At 40.5% G+C, this 16,204-nt stretch carries 17 protein-coding genes; 3 read left to right on the top strand and 14 right to left on the bottom strand.

Going from position 1 to position 16,204, the window contains the following annotated elements; genetic code table 11:
- Positions 1-44: 44 nt before the first annotated feature.
- Positions 45-785, bottom strand: coding sequence for a glucosamine-6-phosphate deaminase (gene nagB, locus ATZ99_RS01530; protein WP_068747575.1), 741 nt, complete (start codon positions 783-785; stop codon positions 45-47).
- 5 nt (positions 786-790) lie between these two features.
- Entirely contained in the window at positions 791-1,513 is a 723-nt protein-coding gene (locus tag ATZ99_RS01535; RefSeq protein ID WP_068747483.1) for a GntR family transcriptional regulator, read from the bottom strand.
- Positions 1,514-1,829: 316 nt separating this feature from the next.
- Here ATZ99_RS01535 and ATZ99_RS01540 point away from each other — a divergent pair, with 316 nt between their 5' ends.
- Complete coding sequence (locus ATZ99_RS01540; protein WP_068747484.1) at positions 1,830-2,177, top strand: ArsR/SmtB family transcription factor; 348 nt, start codon at positions 1,830-1,832, stop codon at positions 2,175-2,177.
- 127 nt (positions 2,178-2,304) lie between these two features.
- The gene (locus ATZ99_RS01545; RefSeq protein ID WP_068747485.1) at positions 2,305-2,922 is read left to right on the top strand and encodes an ATP-binding protein; all 618 of its coding nucleotides are present in this window, start codon (positions 2,305-2,307) and stop codon (positions 2,920-2,922) included.
- Positions 2,923-2,976: 54 nt separating this feature from the next.
- Here the strand turns inward: ATZ99_RS01545 and groL are convergent, their stop codons facing one another.
- From groL to ATZ99_RS01585, 8 genes are all read right to left on the bottom strand, one after another.
- On the bottom strand, positions 2,977-4,587 hold the full coding sequence (gene groL, locus ATZ99_RS01550) for a chaperonin GroEL (RefSeq protein WP_068747486.1): 1,611 nt from the start codon (positions 4,585-4,587) through the stop codon (positions 2,977-2,979).
- 21 nt (positions 4,588-4,608) lie between these two features.
- On the bottom strand, positions 4,609-4,893 hold the full coding sequence (groES, locus tag ATZ99_RS01555; protein ID WP_068747487.1) for a co-chaperone GroES: 285 nt from the start codon (positions 4,891-4,893) through the stop codon (positions 4,609-4,611).
- 285 nt (positions 4,894-5,178) lie between these two features.
- Positions 5,179-5,664, bottom strand: coding sequence for a MogA/MoaB family molybdenum cofactor biosynthesis protein (locus tag ATZ99_RS01560; RefSeq protein WP_068747488.1), 486 nt, complete (start codon positions 5,662-5,664; stop codon positions 5,179-5,181).
- Entirely contained in the window at positions 5,657-6,094 is a 438-nt protein-coding gene (locus tag ATZ99_RS01565; protein ID WP_068747489.1) for an MOSC domain-containing protein, read from the bottom strand. Before ATZ99_RS01565 ends, ATZ99_RS01560 begins: the two co-directional genes overlap by 8 nt.
- Entirely contained in the window at positions 6,085-6,576 is a 492-nt protein-coding gene (gene moaC / locus ATZ99_RS01570) for a cyclic pyranopterin monophosphate synthase MoaC (protein WP_068747490.1), read from the bottom strand. The genes ATZ99_RS01565 and moaC overlap by 10 nt, the downstream gene beginning before the upstream one ends.
- Positions 6,577-6,580: 4 nt before the next feature.
- Positions 6,581-7,561 (bottom strand): GTP 3',8-cyclase MoaA, encoded by a 981-nt coding sequence (gene moaA / locus ATZ99_RS01575; protein WP_068747491.1) that lies wholly within the window; start codon positions 7,559-7,561, stop codon positions 6,581-6,583.
- The gene (locus ATZ99_RS01580; RefSeq protein WP_068747492.1) at positions 7,562-9,484 is read right to left on the bottom strand and encodes a molybdopterin biosynthesis protein; all 1,923 of its coding nucleotides are present in this window, start codon (positions 9,482-9,484) and stop codon (positions 7,562-7,564) included.
- 40 nt (positions 9,485-9,524) lie between these two features.
- Positions 9,525-10,760: a molybdopterin molybdotransferase MoeA gene (locus ATZ99_RS01585; RefSeq protein ID WP_068747493.1), complete on the bottom strand. Its 1,236-nt coding sequence runs from the start codon at positions 10,758-10,760 to the stop codon at positions 9,525-9,527.
- Positions 10,761-10,912: 152 nt separating this feature from the next.
- Here ATZ99_RS01585 and ATZ99_RS01590 point away from each other — a divergent pair, with 152 nt between their 5' ends.
- Positions 10,913-12,190, top strand: coding sequence for an MFS transporter (locus ATZ99_RS01590; protein ID WP_068747494.1), 1,278 nt, complete (start codon positions 10,913-10,915; stop codon positions 12,188-12,190).
- On the opposite strand, the gene ATZ99_RS01595 is transcribed toward ATZ99_RS01590, so the two are convergent.
- The 4 genes from ATZ99_RS01595 to ATZ99_RS01610 are packed head-to-tail and all read right to left on the bottom strand — an operon-like array spanning position 12,187 to position 16,145.
- Positions 12,187-13,068, bottom strand: coding sequence for a DMT family transporter (locus ATZ99_RS01595; protein ID WP_068747495.1), 882 nt, complete (start codon positions 13,066-13,068; stop codon positions 12,187-12,189). The genes ATZ99_RS01590 and ATZ99_RS01595 overlap by 4 nt on opposite strands.
- Positions 13,069-13,088: 20 nt before the next feature.
- Complete coding sequence (locus ATZ99_RS01600; RefSeq protein ID WP_245641274.1) at positions 13,089-14,546, bottom strand: peptidoglycan D,D-transpeptidase FtsI family protein; 1,458 nt, start codon at positions 14,544-14,546, stop codon at positions 13,089-13,091.
- Positions 14,510-15,736: an FtsW/RodA/SpoVE family cell cycle protein gene (locus ATZ99_RS01605; RefSeq protein WP_068747497.1), complete on the bottom strand. Its 1,227-nt coding sequence runs from the start codon at positions 15,734-15,736 to the stop codon at positions 14,510-14,512. Before ATZ99_RS01605 ends, ATZ99_RS01600 begins: the two co-directional genes overlap by 37 nt.
- Positions 15,720-16,145, bottom strand: coding sequence for an FHA domain-containing protein (locus ATZ99_RS01610; RefSeq protein WP_245641275.1), 426 nt, complete (start codon positions 16,143-16,145; stop codon positions 15,720-15,722). Before ATZ99_RS01610 ends, ATZ99_RS01605 begins: the two co-directional genes overlap by 17 nt.
- Positions 16,146-16,204 lie beyond the last annotated feature (59 nt).

Raw genomic sequence — 16,204 nt, forward strand, 5'->3', positions numbered from 1 at the left:
ATAAAATTTTTATACCATTTTAATTTAAAAAGGGCAAGGAGGTATTACCCCTGCCCTTTAATCAATTGTGCTGCTTCTTCGTCAATTATACAGGTAACATCGGGATGAATAAGAAGGAAAGACGCCGGAACCTTTGTGGAAACAGATTCTTCCCCCAAGAATTCGGCAATAATTTTTGCCTTTTCCCTGCCGCTCGCCAGCAAAAGAATTTTCCTTGCTTTCATTATAGTGCCGAGCCCCATAGTAATGGCAAATCTCGGGACTTCATCCGGGTTTTCAAAAAACTTAGAATTGGCCTTTCTTGTCTCTTCAGAAAGTTCCGTAACATGAGTGGAAGTAATCAATTCATCCCCGGGCTCGTTAAAACCTATATGCCCGTTAATTCCTATGCCCAGAATTTGAAGGTCAATCCTTTCGTATTTTAAAATTTCTTCATCGTAACTTCTGCATTCCTCCTCTATATCATCAGCGATTCCGTTGGGAATATGTATGTTTTCCGGTGGAATGTTTATATGTTTGAAAAAATTCTCAAACATATAGTAATGGTAACTGTTTTTATCCTCAGGTGAGAGCCCTACGTATTCATCCAAATTGAATGTGACAACTTTTGAAAAATCTACTTTTCCCTTTTGGAAAAGCCTTACCAGTTCCTGGTACATTCCAAGAGGAGTGTTCCCGGTAGCCAGACCCAGCACCAGGTCAGGTTTTTTCGTTATTTCTTCCACAACAAACAATGCCGCTTTTTTGCTTAATTCCGCATAGTCCTTCACAACTATTACTTTCACGCCCATCACTCCCCTTTCAGATTTTTAGTCAAATTCACCGTTACTTTGAAAAGGTCGGATCTATAAAAGGATACTTCATAATATACCGGCTCTTCTCTTGAATATACACTCTCAATTTTCAACAAGGGAATCGTTTCTTTCATATCCAGGGTCTTCATTAATTCAAGAGTTGGGAAAACAGCAAAAAAGGTAAGTTTCGATTTCGTAATATTTATACCGTAATCTTCTCTTAAAACCCTGTGCAGAGACCCCGTCAATTTGTCCATACTTATACCTGGTACCCTTTTCTCCCACATATAAACCGTCTCGAGAGCAACGGGAATCCCGTCGGCTATTCTTAGTCTTGTGGCTTTAATCACGTCTTCCTGTTCATCAATATTTAAAAATTTAGCACAATTTTTAGCCTTTTCCTTAGTAAATTCCAGCACCCTGGTAGTAGCCACCAGGCCTTCCTTCTGAGCTATTTCGGTAAAGCTCATTATCCCTTCTTGTTCAATAGGGTAGGAAGCTATAAAACTGCCCCTGCCCCTTTCCCTTTTTATTATCCCTTCCCTTTCCAGTTCTTTCAGGGCCTGTCTGACAGTCATCCGGCTTATGTTAAATTTCTCACAGTACTCCCTTTCCGAAGGTAAAAGGTCTCCGGGCTTTAATTTCTTTGTTCTAATTTCTTCCTTAATGTAATTCATTAATTGAAAGTAGACGGGAATCGGACTTTTTTTATCTATCATCTTGCATCACCATAATTATTTTATCATTATAATATATAGTTGTCTATACATTATTAAATTTTTTTTATTTAAAAAATAAAACTGTCTTGTCTTGTGACTAAACAGGATGTATAATATTAATATAATTTGTTGTTCGATAATTTTCTACAAAGTTTATATTTTATTTTGTTAATTTCAGGTTTATATAAAATATTATAAAAATTTGGGTTCTTGTTAATATTATTATTTTCACTAATACTTTACAGTAATTTTCCCTATTGATATATAATAATATTATAATAATATAATAATATAAAATAATTTTTTGGAGGATGACATGGATAAACAGGAATTCAAAAAAAAGATTGAAAAAACCGCTGAGATTTTCAAAGCCTTAGGACACCCGGCAAGGCTATGCATTGTCTGCAAATTACTGTGTAAAGACTGCAATGTAACCGAGCTTCAAGATTGTTTGGATTTACCTCAATCTACGGTTTCCCAGCACCTTGCTGCATTAAAAACAAAAGGAATTATAAAAGGGAAAAGAGCCGGTGTTGAGGTTATTTATTCCGTAGTCAATGAGGATGTAAAAAAAATAATAAAAATCCTTCTCAATTTAGAGGAAAATCAGCAGGTACTAAATTCCATAGATGAAATTATAAAAGAGCAAATTGAAGAATATTAATCCTCAAACTTTTACCGCCCCGGTAAAAGTTTTTTTATTTTGGTAACGCATGTTACTTATTTTTTTAATTCCTACTGATATACTTGGATTTAAGAATATAAAAATATTAAATTTCAGGAGGAAGGATATGAAGCGCAGGATAATAAGGATAAACGAAGAAAAGTGCAACGGATGCGGGCTCTGTGAAAAAGCCTGCCATGAGGGAGCAATAAAAGTTATCGGCGGTAAGGCAAGACTCGTAAGCGAAGACCTTTGTGATGGCATGGGAAGCTGTCTTGTATGCCCTGAAAATGCAATAGAAATAATAGAAGCGGAATCCCAAGCTCAAAGAAAGCCATTAACTAATGAATCAATAAATAATGAAATAATTAATAAAAACATCAACCTTAATTCCTGGCCGGTACAAATACACCTTATTCATCCAAAAGCAAAATTTCTTGCAAATGCCGACCTTCTTATAGCTTCGGACTGCACCGCCTTTGCCTATCCCAATTTTCACAATGATTTCTTAAAAAACCGGGTGGTTCTGATAGGATGCCCAAAATTGGACGACTTAGAAAGCTATATAGAGAAATTTAAGGATATATTATTAAATAACGATATAAAAAGTATCACGGTGATAAAAATGGAGGTGCCCTGCTGTAACGGAATGAGCTATGCAGTAAGGAAAGCAATGGCTCTCTCGGATAAAATAATACCTTATTCGGAAGTCACGGTTTCTATAGATGGTAAGATAATAAATTAATATTTATGCCGCTTGCAAAATTTTAAGAGCCCGCTAAAAGCGGGCCCTTTTTCATTAATACATATCAGGATTGGGCATCGGAGGGTTCTTTTCCTTTTCAGGGATTTCTGCAACAACAGCTTCGGTGGTAAGGACCATAGCGGCAACACTTGCGGCGTTCTGGAGGGTAGAGCGGGTTACCTTTGTCGGATCCACAATACCCCTTTCGATCATGTTGCAGAACTCTTCACGGAAGGCATCAAAGCCTATACCTTTTTCCATAGTCTTCAGTTTTTCAACAATTACAGAGCCATCTTTACCGGCGTTGTAAGCAATTTGCCTTACAGGTGCTTCCAATGCTCTCCTGATGATATCCACACCTATCTTTTCGTCGCCTTCGGCTTCTACCTTGTCAAGCACGGGTAGAGCATTGATGAAAGCGGTGCCGCCGCCGGGTACAATACCTTCTTCCACAGCAGCCTTTGTAGCAGAAAGAGCATCTTCAATCCTGTGTTTCTTTTCTTTCAGTTCGGTTTCGGTAGCTGCGCCAACCTTTATAACGGCTACGCCGCCGGCAAGTTTTGCAAGTCTTTCCTGCAGTTTTTCTCTATCGAAATCGGAAGTAGTTTCCTCGATCTGGGCTTTAATGGAATTAATTCTCTTTTTGATTTCTTCCTTATCGCCGTATCCATCGACAATTATGGTGTTCTCCTTGCCAACTTTTACCTGTCTTGCCCTTCCGAGCATATCAATTGTGGCATTTTTGATATCAAATCCGAGTTCTTCAGAGATTACCTGGCCGCCGGTTAATATGGCGATATCCTGCAGCATTGCCTTTCTCCTGTCACCAAAGCCGGGAGCTTTCACAGCTACTGAAAGCAGAGTTCCGCGGAGTTTATTGACTATCAAGGTTGCCAAGGCTTCGCCTTCTACATCTTCGGCAATTATCAAGAGTTTTCCGCCGTTTTGTACAACTTTTTCCAAAATGGGGATAAGATCCTGAACATTTGAAAGTTTTTTATCGGTAATCAATATGAATGGTTCATCGAGAACTGCTTCCATCTTCTCCGTGTCAGTTACCATGTATGGGGATATGTAGCCCCTGTCAAATTCCATTCCTTCTACAACTTCCAGGGTGGTGCCCATGGTTTTGGATTCTTCTACCGTAATTACACCATCTTTTCCTACCTTTTCCATAGCTTCGGCAATGAGGCTTCCGATTTCTTCGTCAGCTGCCGAAATGGAAGCTACCTGAGCAATAGCTTCTTTTGTTTCTACGGGTTTGCTGAAGGTTTTGAGTTCTTCTACAACAGCTTTAACCGCTTTTTCAATTCCTTTCTTTATGAGCATGGGATTTGCTCCGGCAACGACGTTTTTCATGCCCTCATGGATTATAGCCTGAGCAAGCAGTGTAGCGGTAGTGGTACCATCACCCGCTACATCCTGGGTCTTTGTAGCTACTTCTTTAATAAGCTGGGCTCCCATATTTTCAAAGGGATCTTCTAATTCAATTTCCCTTGCAATTGTAACACCATCATTGGTAATAGTAGGTGTGCCGAACTTCTTGTCCAAAACCACATTGCGACCTTTTGGTCCAAGGGTGACTTTAACGGTATTGGCCAGTTTATCAATTCCCCTTAAAAGAGCCCTGCGAGCTTCTTCATCAAATAAAATCTGTTTTGCCATTTTTCTTCCCCCCTGTTAAAATTATTCTATTACCGCCAGGACATCGCTTTGTCTTAATATTAAGTACTCCTGTTCATCAATTTTTACTTCGGTACCCGCATATTTTGAGAAAATTATCTTGTCTCCCACTTTCACTTCCAGGGGTACCCTCTGCCCATCTACAATTTCCCCGGTACCTACTGCAATAACTTCTCCTTTCTGGGGCTTTTCTTTTGCGGTATCGGGAATAACGATCCCACCCTTTGTCTTTTCCTCTTTGTCGAGCACCTTAACAACAATTCTATCTCCGAGAGGTCTTAAAGCCATTCTAAACCCTCCTTCGTCTTGGCTTTTAATAGCTTTATTAGCACTCAACTTTAATGAGTGCTAATTACAATTCAAATAATAACCAATTTATGTATAAAAATCAATCCCCCCTCTCAAATTTTTTTTAAGAATTTAGGGCTGAAAAAGTTCAATTTGTAATTTTTTTATTTTCTTTCTTCCGTTATTTTTAAATTTCTCTTTATACTTTTAGTTTATTAAATCTCATTTTTTAATAATCTTAAATTTATAATATCCATTTTTAGCAAAAAAATACAGGCTATTAGACTATTTTCCGCAATCCTTTACTTCTCCCCTTAATACCTCTACAGCATGAGGAAGAGCGGGTAAAATTACCGATAGGTTTTCCCTAACCCCCTTCGGGCTTCCGGGGAGGTTAACAATAAGGGTTTTCCCCCTGATGCCGGCAACTGCCCTGGAAAGCATGGCATGGGGGGTTTTTACTAAGCTTGCCATCCTCATTGCCTCAGGAATTCCGGGTACGAGTTTTTCCACTACCGAAAGAGTAGCCTCGGGCGTATTATCCCTGGGAGATAGACCCGTCCCCCCGGTCGTCAAAATTAAATCGATACCCTTATCGGACATATTAATAAGCTCTTTTTTGATAACTTCTAAATCATCGGGTAAAACCTTGTATTCTTCCACAAAGCCATTAATTTCCCTTACCATTTCTTCGATAACCTTGCCGCTTATATCCTCCCTTTCTCCCCTGTATCCCCTGTCACTGGCTGTAATCACACCAACTCTAATCATTTTCAATCACCTCTATGGAATCTCCCGGATATATCTTGCCACCTTTTAAGACCTTTGCGAAAACACCTTCTTTCGGCATTATACAATCACCGGCTTGATAGTAAATGGCACATCTTTCATGGCAGACCTTGCCCTTCTGGGTGATTTCCAGGAGGACCTCTCCCACCTTTAACTTAGTGCCTATTTTAATTTCAGAAAAATCAATACCTTCAGTGGTTACATTCTCGGCAAAATCCCCCGGATTTACATCTAACCCCTTCTCTCGCATTTTTTTTATACTTTCTAATGCCAGCAGGCTTATCTGGCGGTGCCAGCCCCCTGCATGGGCATCTCCTTCAATACCGTAGTCTTCTAAAACATTCACAAATTCCACATTTCTCTTTTTTTCACCCTTTTTCTCACTTAAAGAAACAGCCACTACTATTCCCATGGTTTTTCTTCCTCCCTTTTAAAATTTCCGGATTTCCCACCGGTTTTCTCCAAAAGCTGGATGTTTTTAATTACCATACCTTTGTCCACATCTTTGCACATATCGTAAATCGTTAAACATGCTATGGACACCGCAGTCAGAGCTTCCATTTCCGCGCCGGTTCTTCCGATGCATTTTACCCGTGCTTCTACCCTTATGGCGCTTTCTTTTTCCATTATTTGAAAATTTATGTCTACACCGGTAAGCGGAATATTATGGCACATGGGTATCAACCTTGATGTCTCCTTGGCACCCATTATTCCGGCTACCTGAGCTACCGCAAGCACATCGCCTTTTTTTATCCTGCCCTCTACGATCATATTTAAGGTTTCCCGTTTCATGTAAACATATCCGCAGGCAAGAGCTTCCCGGAAACTTACATCTTTTTCGCCAATATCCACCATTTTAGCCCGGCCCTGTTCGTTAAAATGTGTGAACTCCACCCTGCTAACCTCCTATTTGCCACATTTTTCTTTTTAAATTCCGCCCCTCATCATTTTTATCATAACTCATATTATGGCCGTAAGGCTTTATAGATAGGGCTTCTTTATAAACCTCTTTAATTTCTGCAATACCGGCACCGCTTCTCATCAAACCCTTTACATCGAGCTCCGCTGAAGAAGCAAGACAGGGTTTTAACTTTCCATCGGCGGTAAGCCTTACCCTGTTGCAGCTTTCGCAGAAATGCCGGCTTATAGGGGTAATAAAACCGATTACCCCTTTTGCATTTTTCAATTGGAAGTACTCGGCGGGTCCATTGCCCTCGATATTATTTACCTTTAATAGCTCGCTTTTTATCCTTGCCTTTATATCCTGGGCTGAGATAAATCTTCCTTTTGTCCATCCTCCATCTCCCAGCGGCATCAGCTCAATAAAACGTATCACAACAGGATATTCTACTGTGAGTTTTGCGAAATCTTCAACCTCATCATCGTTAAAACCCCGAGCAACCACCGTATTTATCTTTACGGGATTAAAACCCAGGCGCAGCGCCTCTTCTATGCCCTCCCACACGTCCTTTAATTTACCCCATCGAGTGATATAGGAAAATTTTTCGGGATTCAGCGTATCAAGGCTAAAATTTACCCTCTTTAAACCTGCTTTTTTGAGGTCATGCGACACTTCTTTAAAAAGCGAACCGTTGGTGGTCATCGAAATATCCGATATACCCTCGATCGAGGAAAGTGCAGAAATAAATTCCACCATTCCTTTTCGGACAAGCGGCTCGCCTCCGGTAACCCTGACCTTTTCAATCCCAAGGGGGGCCACAGCCTCTACAAATCGAAGAATTTCTTCGAAGCTCAGTATTTCTTCGTGTCTTAAAGCTTTTACCCCTTCTACCGGCATACAGTAACGGCACCGGAAATTGCACCGGTCCGTAACCGATATTCTCAGGTAATTTATTTTTCTACCGCACTTATCTATCATTTAATCACCCCCAATAATCTCACCTGTAAGAGAAGTATCATACCCCCCAAGGACTTTTAATTTTTCCTTAAATTCTACGCTTCTTAATACCTCCAGTACTTTTTGAACCGCCTCCATCTCGAAATATTCGTATAAAATAGCCAGATCGTATCTTTCCGGCGAAACGGGTATAAAATCCAAGTCCAATGCCTTGGCCGCCGACAGAATACCAAGCCCGCAATCCGCGGTTCCTCCCGCTACCTGGGCAGCCACCGCCAAATGGGTAAATTCTTCTCTATCGTAACCTCTTATTTTCTCCGGTGAAATATTCAGCTGTTTTAATTTCAGGTCCAAAAGAAGCCTGGTCCCTGCCCCTTTTTGCCGGTTAACAAAGGTAATATCTTTTCTCTTTAAGTCCTCTATCCCTTTTATATTTTTGGGATTGCCCTTCATAACAATTAATCCCTGTTCTCTAAAGGCAAGGTTTACAAGGACTATTTTTTCATCTCTAAGATAACGCCTTATATAAGGAATGTTATATTCTCCCGTATCCACATCGAGCAAATGCATTCCTGCTGCGTGGGCTTCCTTTCTTTTCAGCGCCATTATTCCACCCATACTTCCTACATTTGCAGAAGATAAATTAATCTCCGGATACCGCCTCTTGACCTCATTGGCAAGTATATCAATCGCCACATCGTGGCTTCCTATTATCACAACGGTATTTTCTATTTCCTTTTTGTCCTTTAAAAGCTCAACTTCTACGCAATCCCCCGCCTCTATTCCTTCTTTATTTGCGGGAATCCTCAAAATTCCATCCGCCCTGACCAATGAGGTAATAGTCCCGGCCCCTCTGTGCAAAGGAGATACAACGAACTCGTCGCCGATCTTTCCTATTTTTACCCTGACAAACTCTTCACTTCCTATGCTGGAAACAATTCTTCTTGTACATATTGCCCGTATTTTTTCTCTTTCCGTAAAGGACTGTCCTTGCATCCTTAAAACCAGAGGCTTTGCAAAAAGCTCCATGGTTAAAAAAGCAGAAACGGGATAACCGGGAATGCCGAGAACGGGCTTATTCTCCACCAGCCCGAGGATAACGGGTTTGCCCGGTTTTATGGAAACCCCATGAACCAGGAGCTTGCCCAGATCCTTTATTATATTTGCAGTAAAATCTTCCCTCCCCGCGGACGAACCGGCATTTATTATTACTCCGTCGGCGATCTTTAAAGCTTTTTCCACCGCTTCTTTTATTCGGTAATAATCATCTTTATGCTTTTCGAATATCAGGGCCTCCGCTCCCCACTCGGCCAAAAGAGCTTTAAATACCTTTGAATTGTATTCTATTATATCGCCCGGCTTTAGCTCCTCCCCCGGATTGACAAGTTCCGTACCTGTAGGGATTATGACAAAAACCGGTTTTTTGTAAACCTTTATGTTTACGTGCCCCCCTGCAAGTATAGCCCCTATATCTTGTGGCCGAAGTCGGTGGTTTTCCGGAACTATAAGTTCTGTTGCCACCACGTCTTCCCCTATTAGCCTTACATTTTGCCAGGGTAATGCGGGAAAGATTATTTCAACTTTCTCATCGGAAATAAAATTCACATCCTCCATCATAATTACGCTGTCCATATTGGGCGGGAGCGGGTCCCCCGTATCCACCACTTCAAATTCGCCTTTTGATAAAATAATCGGCGTTGTTTCCGATGCCCCGTAAGTCCTTTCCGATAAAACGGCAATTCCATCTACAGCAGCGGCATTGTAATGGGGAGACGATATCTTAGAAAAAATTGGCTCGGCGGTAATTCTCCCCAGGGATTCCGATACATTAATTTCTTCCACAGATTTTTTTGAAAAAATACCCGCTCTCTCCAGTTCTCCAAAAAAAACGTCCTTAGCTTCTTCCAATGGAAGGGCATCCAAATATATATCCTTTTTCTTCACAGTAAACACCTCTTTAAAAATAGGGTAAATAATATTTTACTTATTTTAATAAAATTACTTCTACCATTTCTCCTTTCGATATCCCTACCCTTTCCGGGGGAATCTTTAAAAGGCCATCCGATTTTGACATCGTGCAAATCATTCCCGACTTCCCCAGAACCGGGACAGCCCATAGTTCATCTTCCCTTTTTTCCAGCCTTACCCTGATATAGTCCTCCCTTCCTGCAGCCGATGATAAATCTTTATCGCATTTTGCCAAAATTTCATATACGCCATAATCTTTGTCCCTGCCCATGAGTAAATTTACCAGAGGCCTTCCGATGAGTTCGAAAATCACCAGAGCAGATACAGGATGTCCGGGAAGTCCAAGGATAGGAATTCCTTTAACAGCAGCAAAAATCGTGGGTTTCCCGGGTTTTACCGACAAACCGTGGAAAATTAATCCCGGTTCTCCCAAACTGTTTATAGCTTTTAAGGTGAGGTCCCTGGTGCCCACGGAACTTCCACCCGAAATAATTACCGCATCGCAGTTTTCCAGAGCAAGCTTCAAGGTGTTTTTTATTTGATCAAAATCATCCCTCACAATTCCGAGAGGTATTCCCACTGCACCGAGGGCTTTTAAAGCGGAAAACAGGGTATAGGTGTTGACATCCCTTATCTCTCCCATATCTACTTTTTCATCGGGCTCTTTTACCTCATCCCCGGAAGAAATAATGCCAATTTTGGGCTTTTTGAACACTTTGACCCTCGTGATACCCAGTGCCGCTAATGCTCCCACATCCTGGGTTCTCAGGGTGTGACCTTTCCTAAAAAGGACCTCCCCCGTCGCAATATCCTCGCCTTTTTTTATTACGTTTTCAAAGGGAGCTACCGGTTTTTCGATAAGCAGTGTTTTGTCATCAAGGGGATGTGTATATTCAAGCATAACGACCGCATCGGAATTTTCGGGAAGCATTCCTCCGGTAGAAATTCTTACAGCCTGCCCCGGACTTATTTTTAGTTCCGTTTTTTCACCCATCCTTACTTCACCGATCACTTCAAGTATAGCGGGTACAACTTCGCCGGCACCGAAGGTATCCTTAGCAATTACCGCATAACCGTCTACCGTGGATCTATTAAAGGCAGGAACATCTTCCGTGGCCTGTACTTCCGAATAAACCACCCTTCCTGCTGCTTCAAATAAATCCACTTCTTCAAAACCTTTATCGGTAATATTTATATTTTCTTCTATGATATTAACCGCTTCCTTAACACTTTTTACTTCAAATAACACCATGCTCACTCCCGTAATAATCCTTAGTTTAAATTATTCTACAAAAAAAAACTTTATCCTTCAATAAAATAATTAAAATACGAAATTTAAAAAATAATTAGGGTATCCGCCCTTTTTAATTTATGTTATACTGAAATATCGGGGGGGGATAAAAATTGCAAAATCTGCAGGAACAATACAACCTCAAGGAAAAAAAAGTAAAAAATAACTTCAATGCTTTAAGCTACGATTCAATTTTTTTTAATATCTCTACATCCTTTATAGATCCGGGCACCATCATACCTTCTTTTGTCAGCATGCTGACCTCTTCTCCGGTTCTTATAGGACTTACTACCACCATACGAAACTGCGGATGGTTTTTGCCCCAGCTGCTGGTAGCCAGGAGGGCCGAGGGCCTCCCTTATAAAAAACCGCTCGTCTTAATTGGTGCAATTTTGTACAGGTTTGCTCTCTTATCAATAATATTATCGGCATTTCTGGCGGTAAAAACCCCCAACTTAGCTCTTATTTTATTTTTCTTATTTTTTACCCTTATGTCCTTTGCCGATGGGATAACAGGGGTCCCGTGGATTGACCTTTTTGCTAAATCCATACCGGTACCTATGAGGGGGCGCTACTATTCTAAAACTCAGTTTTTAAGCGGCAGCCTTTCATTTTTAACGGGTTTTATTATAAAAGGTATTTTAAACGTTAAGACCATAATTTTTCCATATAATTACATAATAATATTCTCCTTAGCGCTGCTTTTTGCACTCCTTTCATTTTTTTCCTTTTCCCGCTTAATAGAGGATGAAAAAAGTAAAACAAACAATGCGCCGAGCTTAGCAGAATATCTGAAAGGCATTCCGTTGGTTTTTAAAAGCGATAAGGACTTTTCCAGGCTTATCCTGGTTAACACCCTTTTCAGGTTTTTCTTTTTACCGCTTCCCTTTTATATTACCTATGCGAGGACAAATCTTGGACTTCCCGAAGATATGGTGGGGATATTTGTTTCTTTCCAGATGGTGGGCTTCATTATCGCCGGGTTAATTTTCGGCAGGGTCAACGATATATTCGGAAGTAAAAAGGTTATAAAAATTACCGGTTACCTCATTACACTTCCGCCCGTTCTGGCACTATTATCAAATTTGCTATTTTTAAAACATTTACCATATATACCGCTTTACATTATGACCTTTATGCTCATCGGCGCCACTAACAGCGGAATATGGGTAGGCATTTTCAATTACTTACTTAAAATAGCCCCCGAGGAGAAAAGACCTCTTTATATTGGATTGATTAATACCCTTACCGCTCCCACTACTTTTCTCCCTCTGCTGGGAGGGGTAATAATCGAAAATTTTTCATATATAATTATGTTCCTTTTTGCCGAAATTTTCCTGGTATGCGGGCTTATCTCATCCTTTTCCCTGAGGCATATCGACGGAGATTAGCCCGGCAGGTCAGCCTTCTTCATTTTACCTGTGGGTAAAAGTTCGGTAATTAAAACACCGGCCAGAATCAGAAAAAATCCCGAAAGGGTTTTTAATGTAATGGGCTCGTGCCAGAAAATATAAGAAAAAACCCCTGCAAAAACCGATTCCATACACATAATCACCGCTGCATGGGTAGAAGTGGTGTACTTTTGTGCGATATTTTGAATTACGAAGGCACCGGCAGTGCAGAAAATCGATGCGTATAAAATTGCTGCCCAGCTCATTAGATCGAGTTTGGCGGGCATGGGCTCATACATAGCACCGGTTATAAGGGATAGTATCCCCGCAATGCCGGTTTCAAGGATAGCAAGGTTGACGGAACCGGCTATTTTTGCATAATACTCTATTACAACTATCTGCAACGCAAAAAAAATGGCACAAAAAACGGTTATTAAATCCCCCGGGTTTATTTTAAGGTTACCTTCAACGGAAATTACCGCAAGCCCGAGAAATGCCAGTAACGCTCCGGTTACCTGAGACCAGCCGGGAAATTTTTTGGTTACAAAATAGGCAAAAAAGGGTACCATCACCACACTGCTTCCCGTAATAAACCCGGATTTTGCAGGCGTGGTGTATAAAAGCCCCACTGCCTGGGAAGCAAAACCTAAGAATAGGAATAATCCTGCCAAAAGCCCACCTTTGATATCTTCCTTTGAAAAATTGCAAAGGTTTTCATTGAAAATCCCCGAAAGTATTAGAAAGGCAATAAGAAACCTTACCGCTAAATACATGAACGGCGTCAATTTCAAAAATACATTTTTCATTACTACGAAATTGAGCCCCCACCCCATTGTTACGAAAAGGAGTGCGCCGTCAGCCAGCAGGCTTTTCTTCATACATAATACCTCCTGAGAAACTATTTTCTATTTCTAATCTTAAAATAATACTCTATAATTTCTCGTGCTATAGGAGCAGCGACTTTGCCCCCTGAGCCACCATTTTCCACTATAACGGCTATGGCTATAGCCGGATCCTGGGCCGGAGCAAATCCGATAAACCAGGAATGAGGCTCTCCATGGGGATTCTCCGCCGTTCCCGTTTTACCCGCCACTTTAATATCCTTCATTCTTGCCGCTTTACCCGTACCCTTTTCCACTACTTCCACCATATAATCTCTCACAATATCCGCCGTCTGGGGTGAAATCACCGTTTTCCTTACAGTCCTTAAATTATTTACCTTCACCTGTCCCAAGGGGGTTTTTACTTTATCAATTATATAGGGGCTGTGGTAAACCCCGTGATTTGCAATTATCTGAGCTATCGATGCCATTAACAGCGGAGTGGTCAGAACCTTCCCCTGACCTATGGAGTCCTCGGCTAACTGTACATCGCTATCCATCAGGGAATGCCCTGGAAATTGACTCTTTTTTACATACATTTCAAAAGGTATTTTTGAATTGAACCCAAAATCCCCGGCTATCTTTAAAAGCTTATCCCTCCCCAGCCTCAATCCCAGCCCTGCAAAAATAGCGTTGCTGGATACTGCAAAAGCCTCCTTAAGGCTGTATTCTCCCGGTTTGATTGAATTATCATCCTTTATAACCCTGCCACCCACTTTTATGTAACCCTTTGTCTCGAATTTTTCCTTTTCTATACCGGTAAAATTCTCAAGCACCCCGCTCAGGGTAACCACCTTGAAAGCAGAGCCCGGAGGATAAAGTCCGGTTAAAGCCCTGTTTAACAAAGGAAGGCCCCTATCGCCTTTCAGTTTTTCCCATTGTTCCTCTACTTTATTTGAGTCAAAACCGGGTGAACTTACCATTATAAGTACGGCTCCCGTTTCAGGCTCTAAAGCTACTACCGCCCCCCTTTTCCCTTCCAATAGACTATAAGCCTTTTTTTGAAGCTCTGCGTCTACGGTAAGGTACACATCATTCCCCTGAGATAAACCGTATATTTTTTGTCTCAACAAAGATAAGGGTTCCTTCTGGGCAATCCCGAGAAGCTCTCCATTCAATGCGCTTTCAAGCCCCGAGCGCCCTATCTTCATCGAGGAATAACCCAGCAAAGGGCCAAAAGCTTCACCGCTTATATATATTCTCTTTTTCTCGGTACCTAAATCTATTGTCTCTGCAAGGGTAACACCGTTTCTATCGTAAATTGTACCCCTTTTAATTTTTGTCTCCTGCTCCCACAGCCTCCTGTTGTAGGAGCTTTCTATAAGTTTTTGCCTTTCATAGAGCTGAAAATAGGTTAAATAAGACATTAAAGATAAAAATAACAGGCAGAATATATAAAAGGTAGTTTTGATATTTTTTTTTAAATTATTCATTTTTATTATTCCATCACCTCCTCCCGTCTCGTAGATATCCAAACTCCATTTAATACTCCGAAAGCCGTAAAGCTAATGATCATTGAACTGCCTCCATAACTCATAAAGGGAAGTGTAACCCCCGTTACCGGGATAAGCTTTATCACCCCGCCTATAATGGTAAAAACCTGTAAACCGAAGAACACTGTCAATCCCGCCGATATTAAGGACAAATACGGATCCTTGGAAAAAAGGGATATTCTTACTCCTCTGTAAACAAGCAAAAAATACAATAATATAAGGGCCTGCCCGCCCAAGAATCCGAACTCCTCGGTGAAGGCCGAAAATATAAAATCGGTAGCTACCGCCGGAATATAGTCGGGATGTCCCAACCCCAGCCCCGTACCGAAAAAACCTCCTTGAGCGATGGCGAACAATGACTGGGCTATCTGGTAACCCCTTCCAGGAACATCCTGCCAGGGATCCAGCCATGCAAGAACCCTTGCTCTGACATAAGGCATAAGGTAAAAGCTTGCTCCTCCCAGCAGTACGATTACTATGAATCCCAGCAAAAAGTAATCATACCTGGAGGTGGCTATAAATATCATAAATAATGCCGTCAAGTAAAACAGCATCGCTCCTCCTAAATCCCTGGTTAAAATCAATAATACTATAATTGAAAATATTTCCAATATTAATCTATGTAATTTTTCTATCCTTCCTTCCCTTAGGTTTGAAGCAAGGTAAAATACATAAAATAATTTGGCTATTTCGGAAGGTTGAAAAGAAAAATACCCATTAATTAAAATCCAGTTTCTGGCTCCGCCCCTTTCCACACCAAACAATACGGGTAATAGTAAAAAAATAAAAGTTAGAATAAAAAATAACATTGGGCTATTAATTTTTTTAATAAAATATTTAGTAAGCAATGTAGAAAAAATAAAAAGGAAACTACCGGCTATATAAAACAATAACTGTCTTTTAAACAGGTCTGGGTTTATTCTGCAGAGCATTGTAAGTCCCAGCTCCACTAAAAGACTTGGAATAATGAATAAATAAGTATCCGAACTTTCAATAAATTTATAATTTACAATATAGCAAAGGAAAAACACCGCTAAAAAAATTAACGCACTGTAAAAAATCCCAAGTCCCAGGGCTTTATTGAAATAAGAGAGGAGTAGAAAATTCACTATACCGGTGATTGCAAATACTGCAGCCGATTTATTATAAATATTTTCAATCTGAGGGCTCATTTAACTCCCTCCTCTTTAAGATGTACTTTTTACTGCCCAGGACCAGCACGTCATTCTCTTTTAATTTCACCGGTTTTCTAATTTTTACTCCGTTCAAAAAAGTTCCGTTTGTACTTTTTAAATCCTGAATATAAAGCGAATTGCCTTTTTTGTATATTAAGGCATGTTTGCTGGATAAATAAGGATCATCAATCACAATATCGGAATCCACAGCCCTGCCGATGGTTGTAACCTTTAACAAAGGAATCTCCTTTCCCTCCTCGGTTTGTAAAAAATATCCCGGTCCTTCCTGGTCGTATTCTCTTATATCCATAATCATTATCTTTAAAAAATTATATAATAGATAATATAAAAGCCCAATAATCAGGTACTTTGCTAATTGGGCCAATAATTCATACACCGGTAGCATCACCTCTAAATTTTAGGTAAAAGGGATTATTATTAGTATTTGACCTTTTTTTATTATTT

Origin of the sequence: Thermovenabulum gondwanense (assembly GCF_001601575.1) — a bacterium.
GTDB classification, from domain to species: domain Bacteria; phylum Bacillota; class Thermosediminibacteria; order Thermosediminibacterales; family Thermosediminibacteraceae; genus Thermovenabulum; species Thermovenabulum gondwanense.

Coding starts and splice junctions, on each gene's coding strand:
- ATZ99_RS01535 (WP_068747483.1), bottom strand. CDS start 1,513: ATGATAGATAAAAAAAGTCCGATTCCCGTCTACTTTCAATTAATGAAT.
- ATZ99_RS01540 (WP_068747484.1), top strand. CDS start 1,830: ATGGATAAACAGGAATTCAAAAAAAAGATTGAAAAAACCGCTGAGATT.
- ATZ99_RS01545 (WP_068747485.1), top strand. CDS start 2,305: ATGAAGCGCAGGATAATAAGGATAAACGAAGAAAAGTGCAACGGATGC.
- groL (WP_068747486.1), bottom strand. CDS start 4,587: ATGGCAAAACAGATTTTATTTGATGAAGAAGCTCGCAGGGCTCTTTTA.
- groES (WP_068747487.1), bottom strand. CDS start 4,893: ATGGCTTTAAGACCTCTCGGAGATAGAATTGTTGTTAAGGTGCTCGAC.
- ATZ99_RS01560 (WP_068747488.1), bottom strand. CDS start 5,664: ATGATTAGAGTTGGTGTGATTACAGCCAGTGACAGGGGATACAGGGGA.
- ATZ99_RS01565 (WP_068747489.1), bottom strand. CDS start 6,094: ATGGGAATAGTAGTGGCTGTTTCTTTAAGTGAGAAAAAGGGTGAAAAA.
- moaA (WP_068747491.1), bottom strand. CDS start 7,561: ATGATAGATAAGTGCGGTAGAAAAATAAATTACCTGAGAATATCGGTT.
- ATZ99_RS01585 (WP_068747493.1), bottom strand. CDS start 10,760: ATGGTGTTATTTGAAGTAAAAAGTGTTAAGGAAGCGGTTAATATCATA.
- ATZ99_RS01595 (WP_068747495.1), bottom strand. CDS start 13,068: ATGAAGAAAAGCCTGCTGGCTGACGGCGCACTCCTTTTCGTAACAATG.
- ATZ99_RS01605 (WP_068747497.1), bottom strand. CDS start 15,736: ATGAGCCCTCAGATTGAAAATATTTATAATAAATCGGCTGCAGTATTT.
- ATZ99_RS01610 (WP_245641275.1), bottom strand. CDS start 16,145: ATGCTACCGGTGTATGAATTATTGGCCCAATTAGCAAAGTACCTGATT.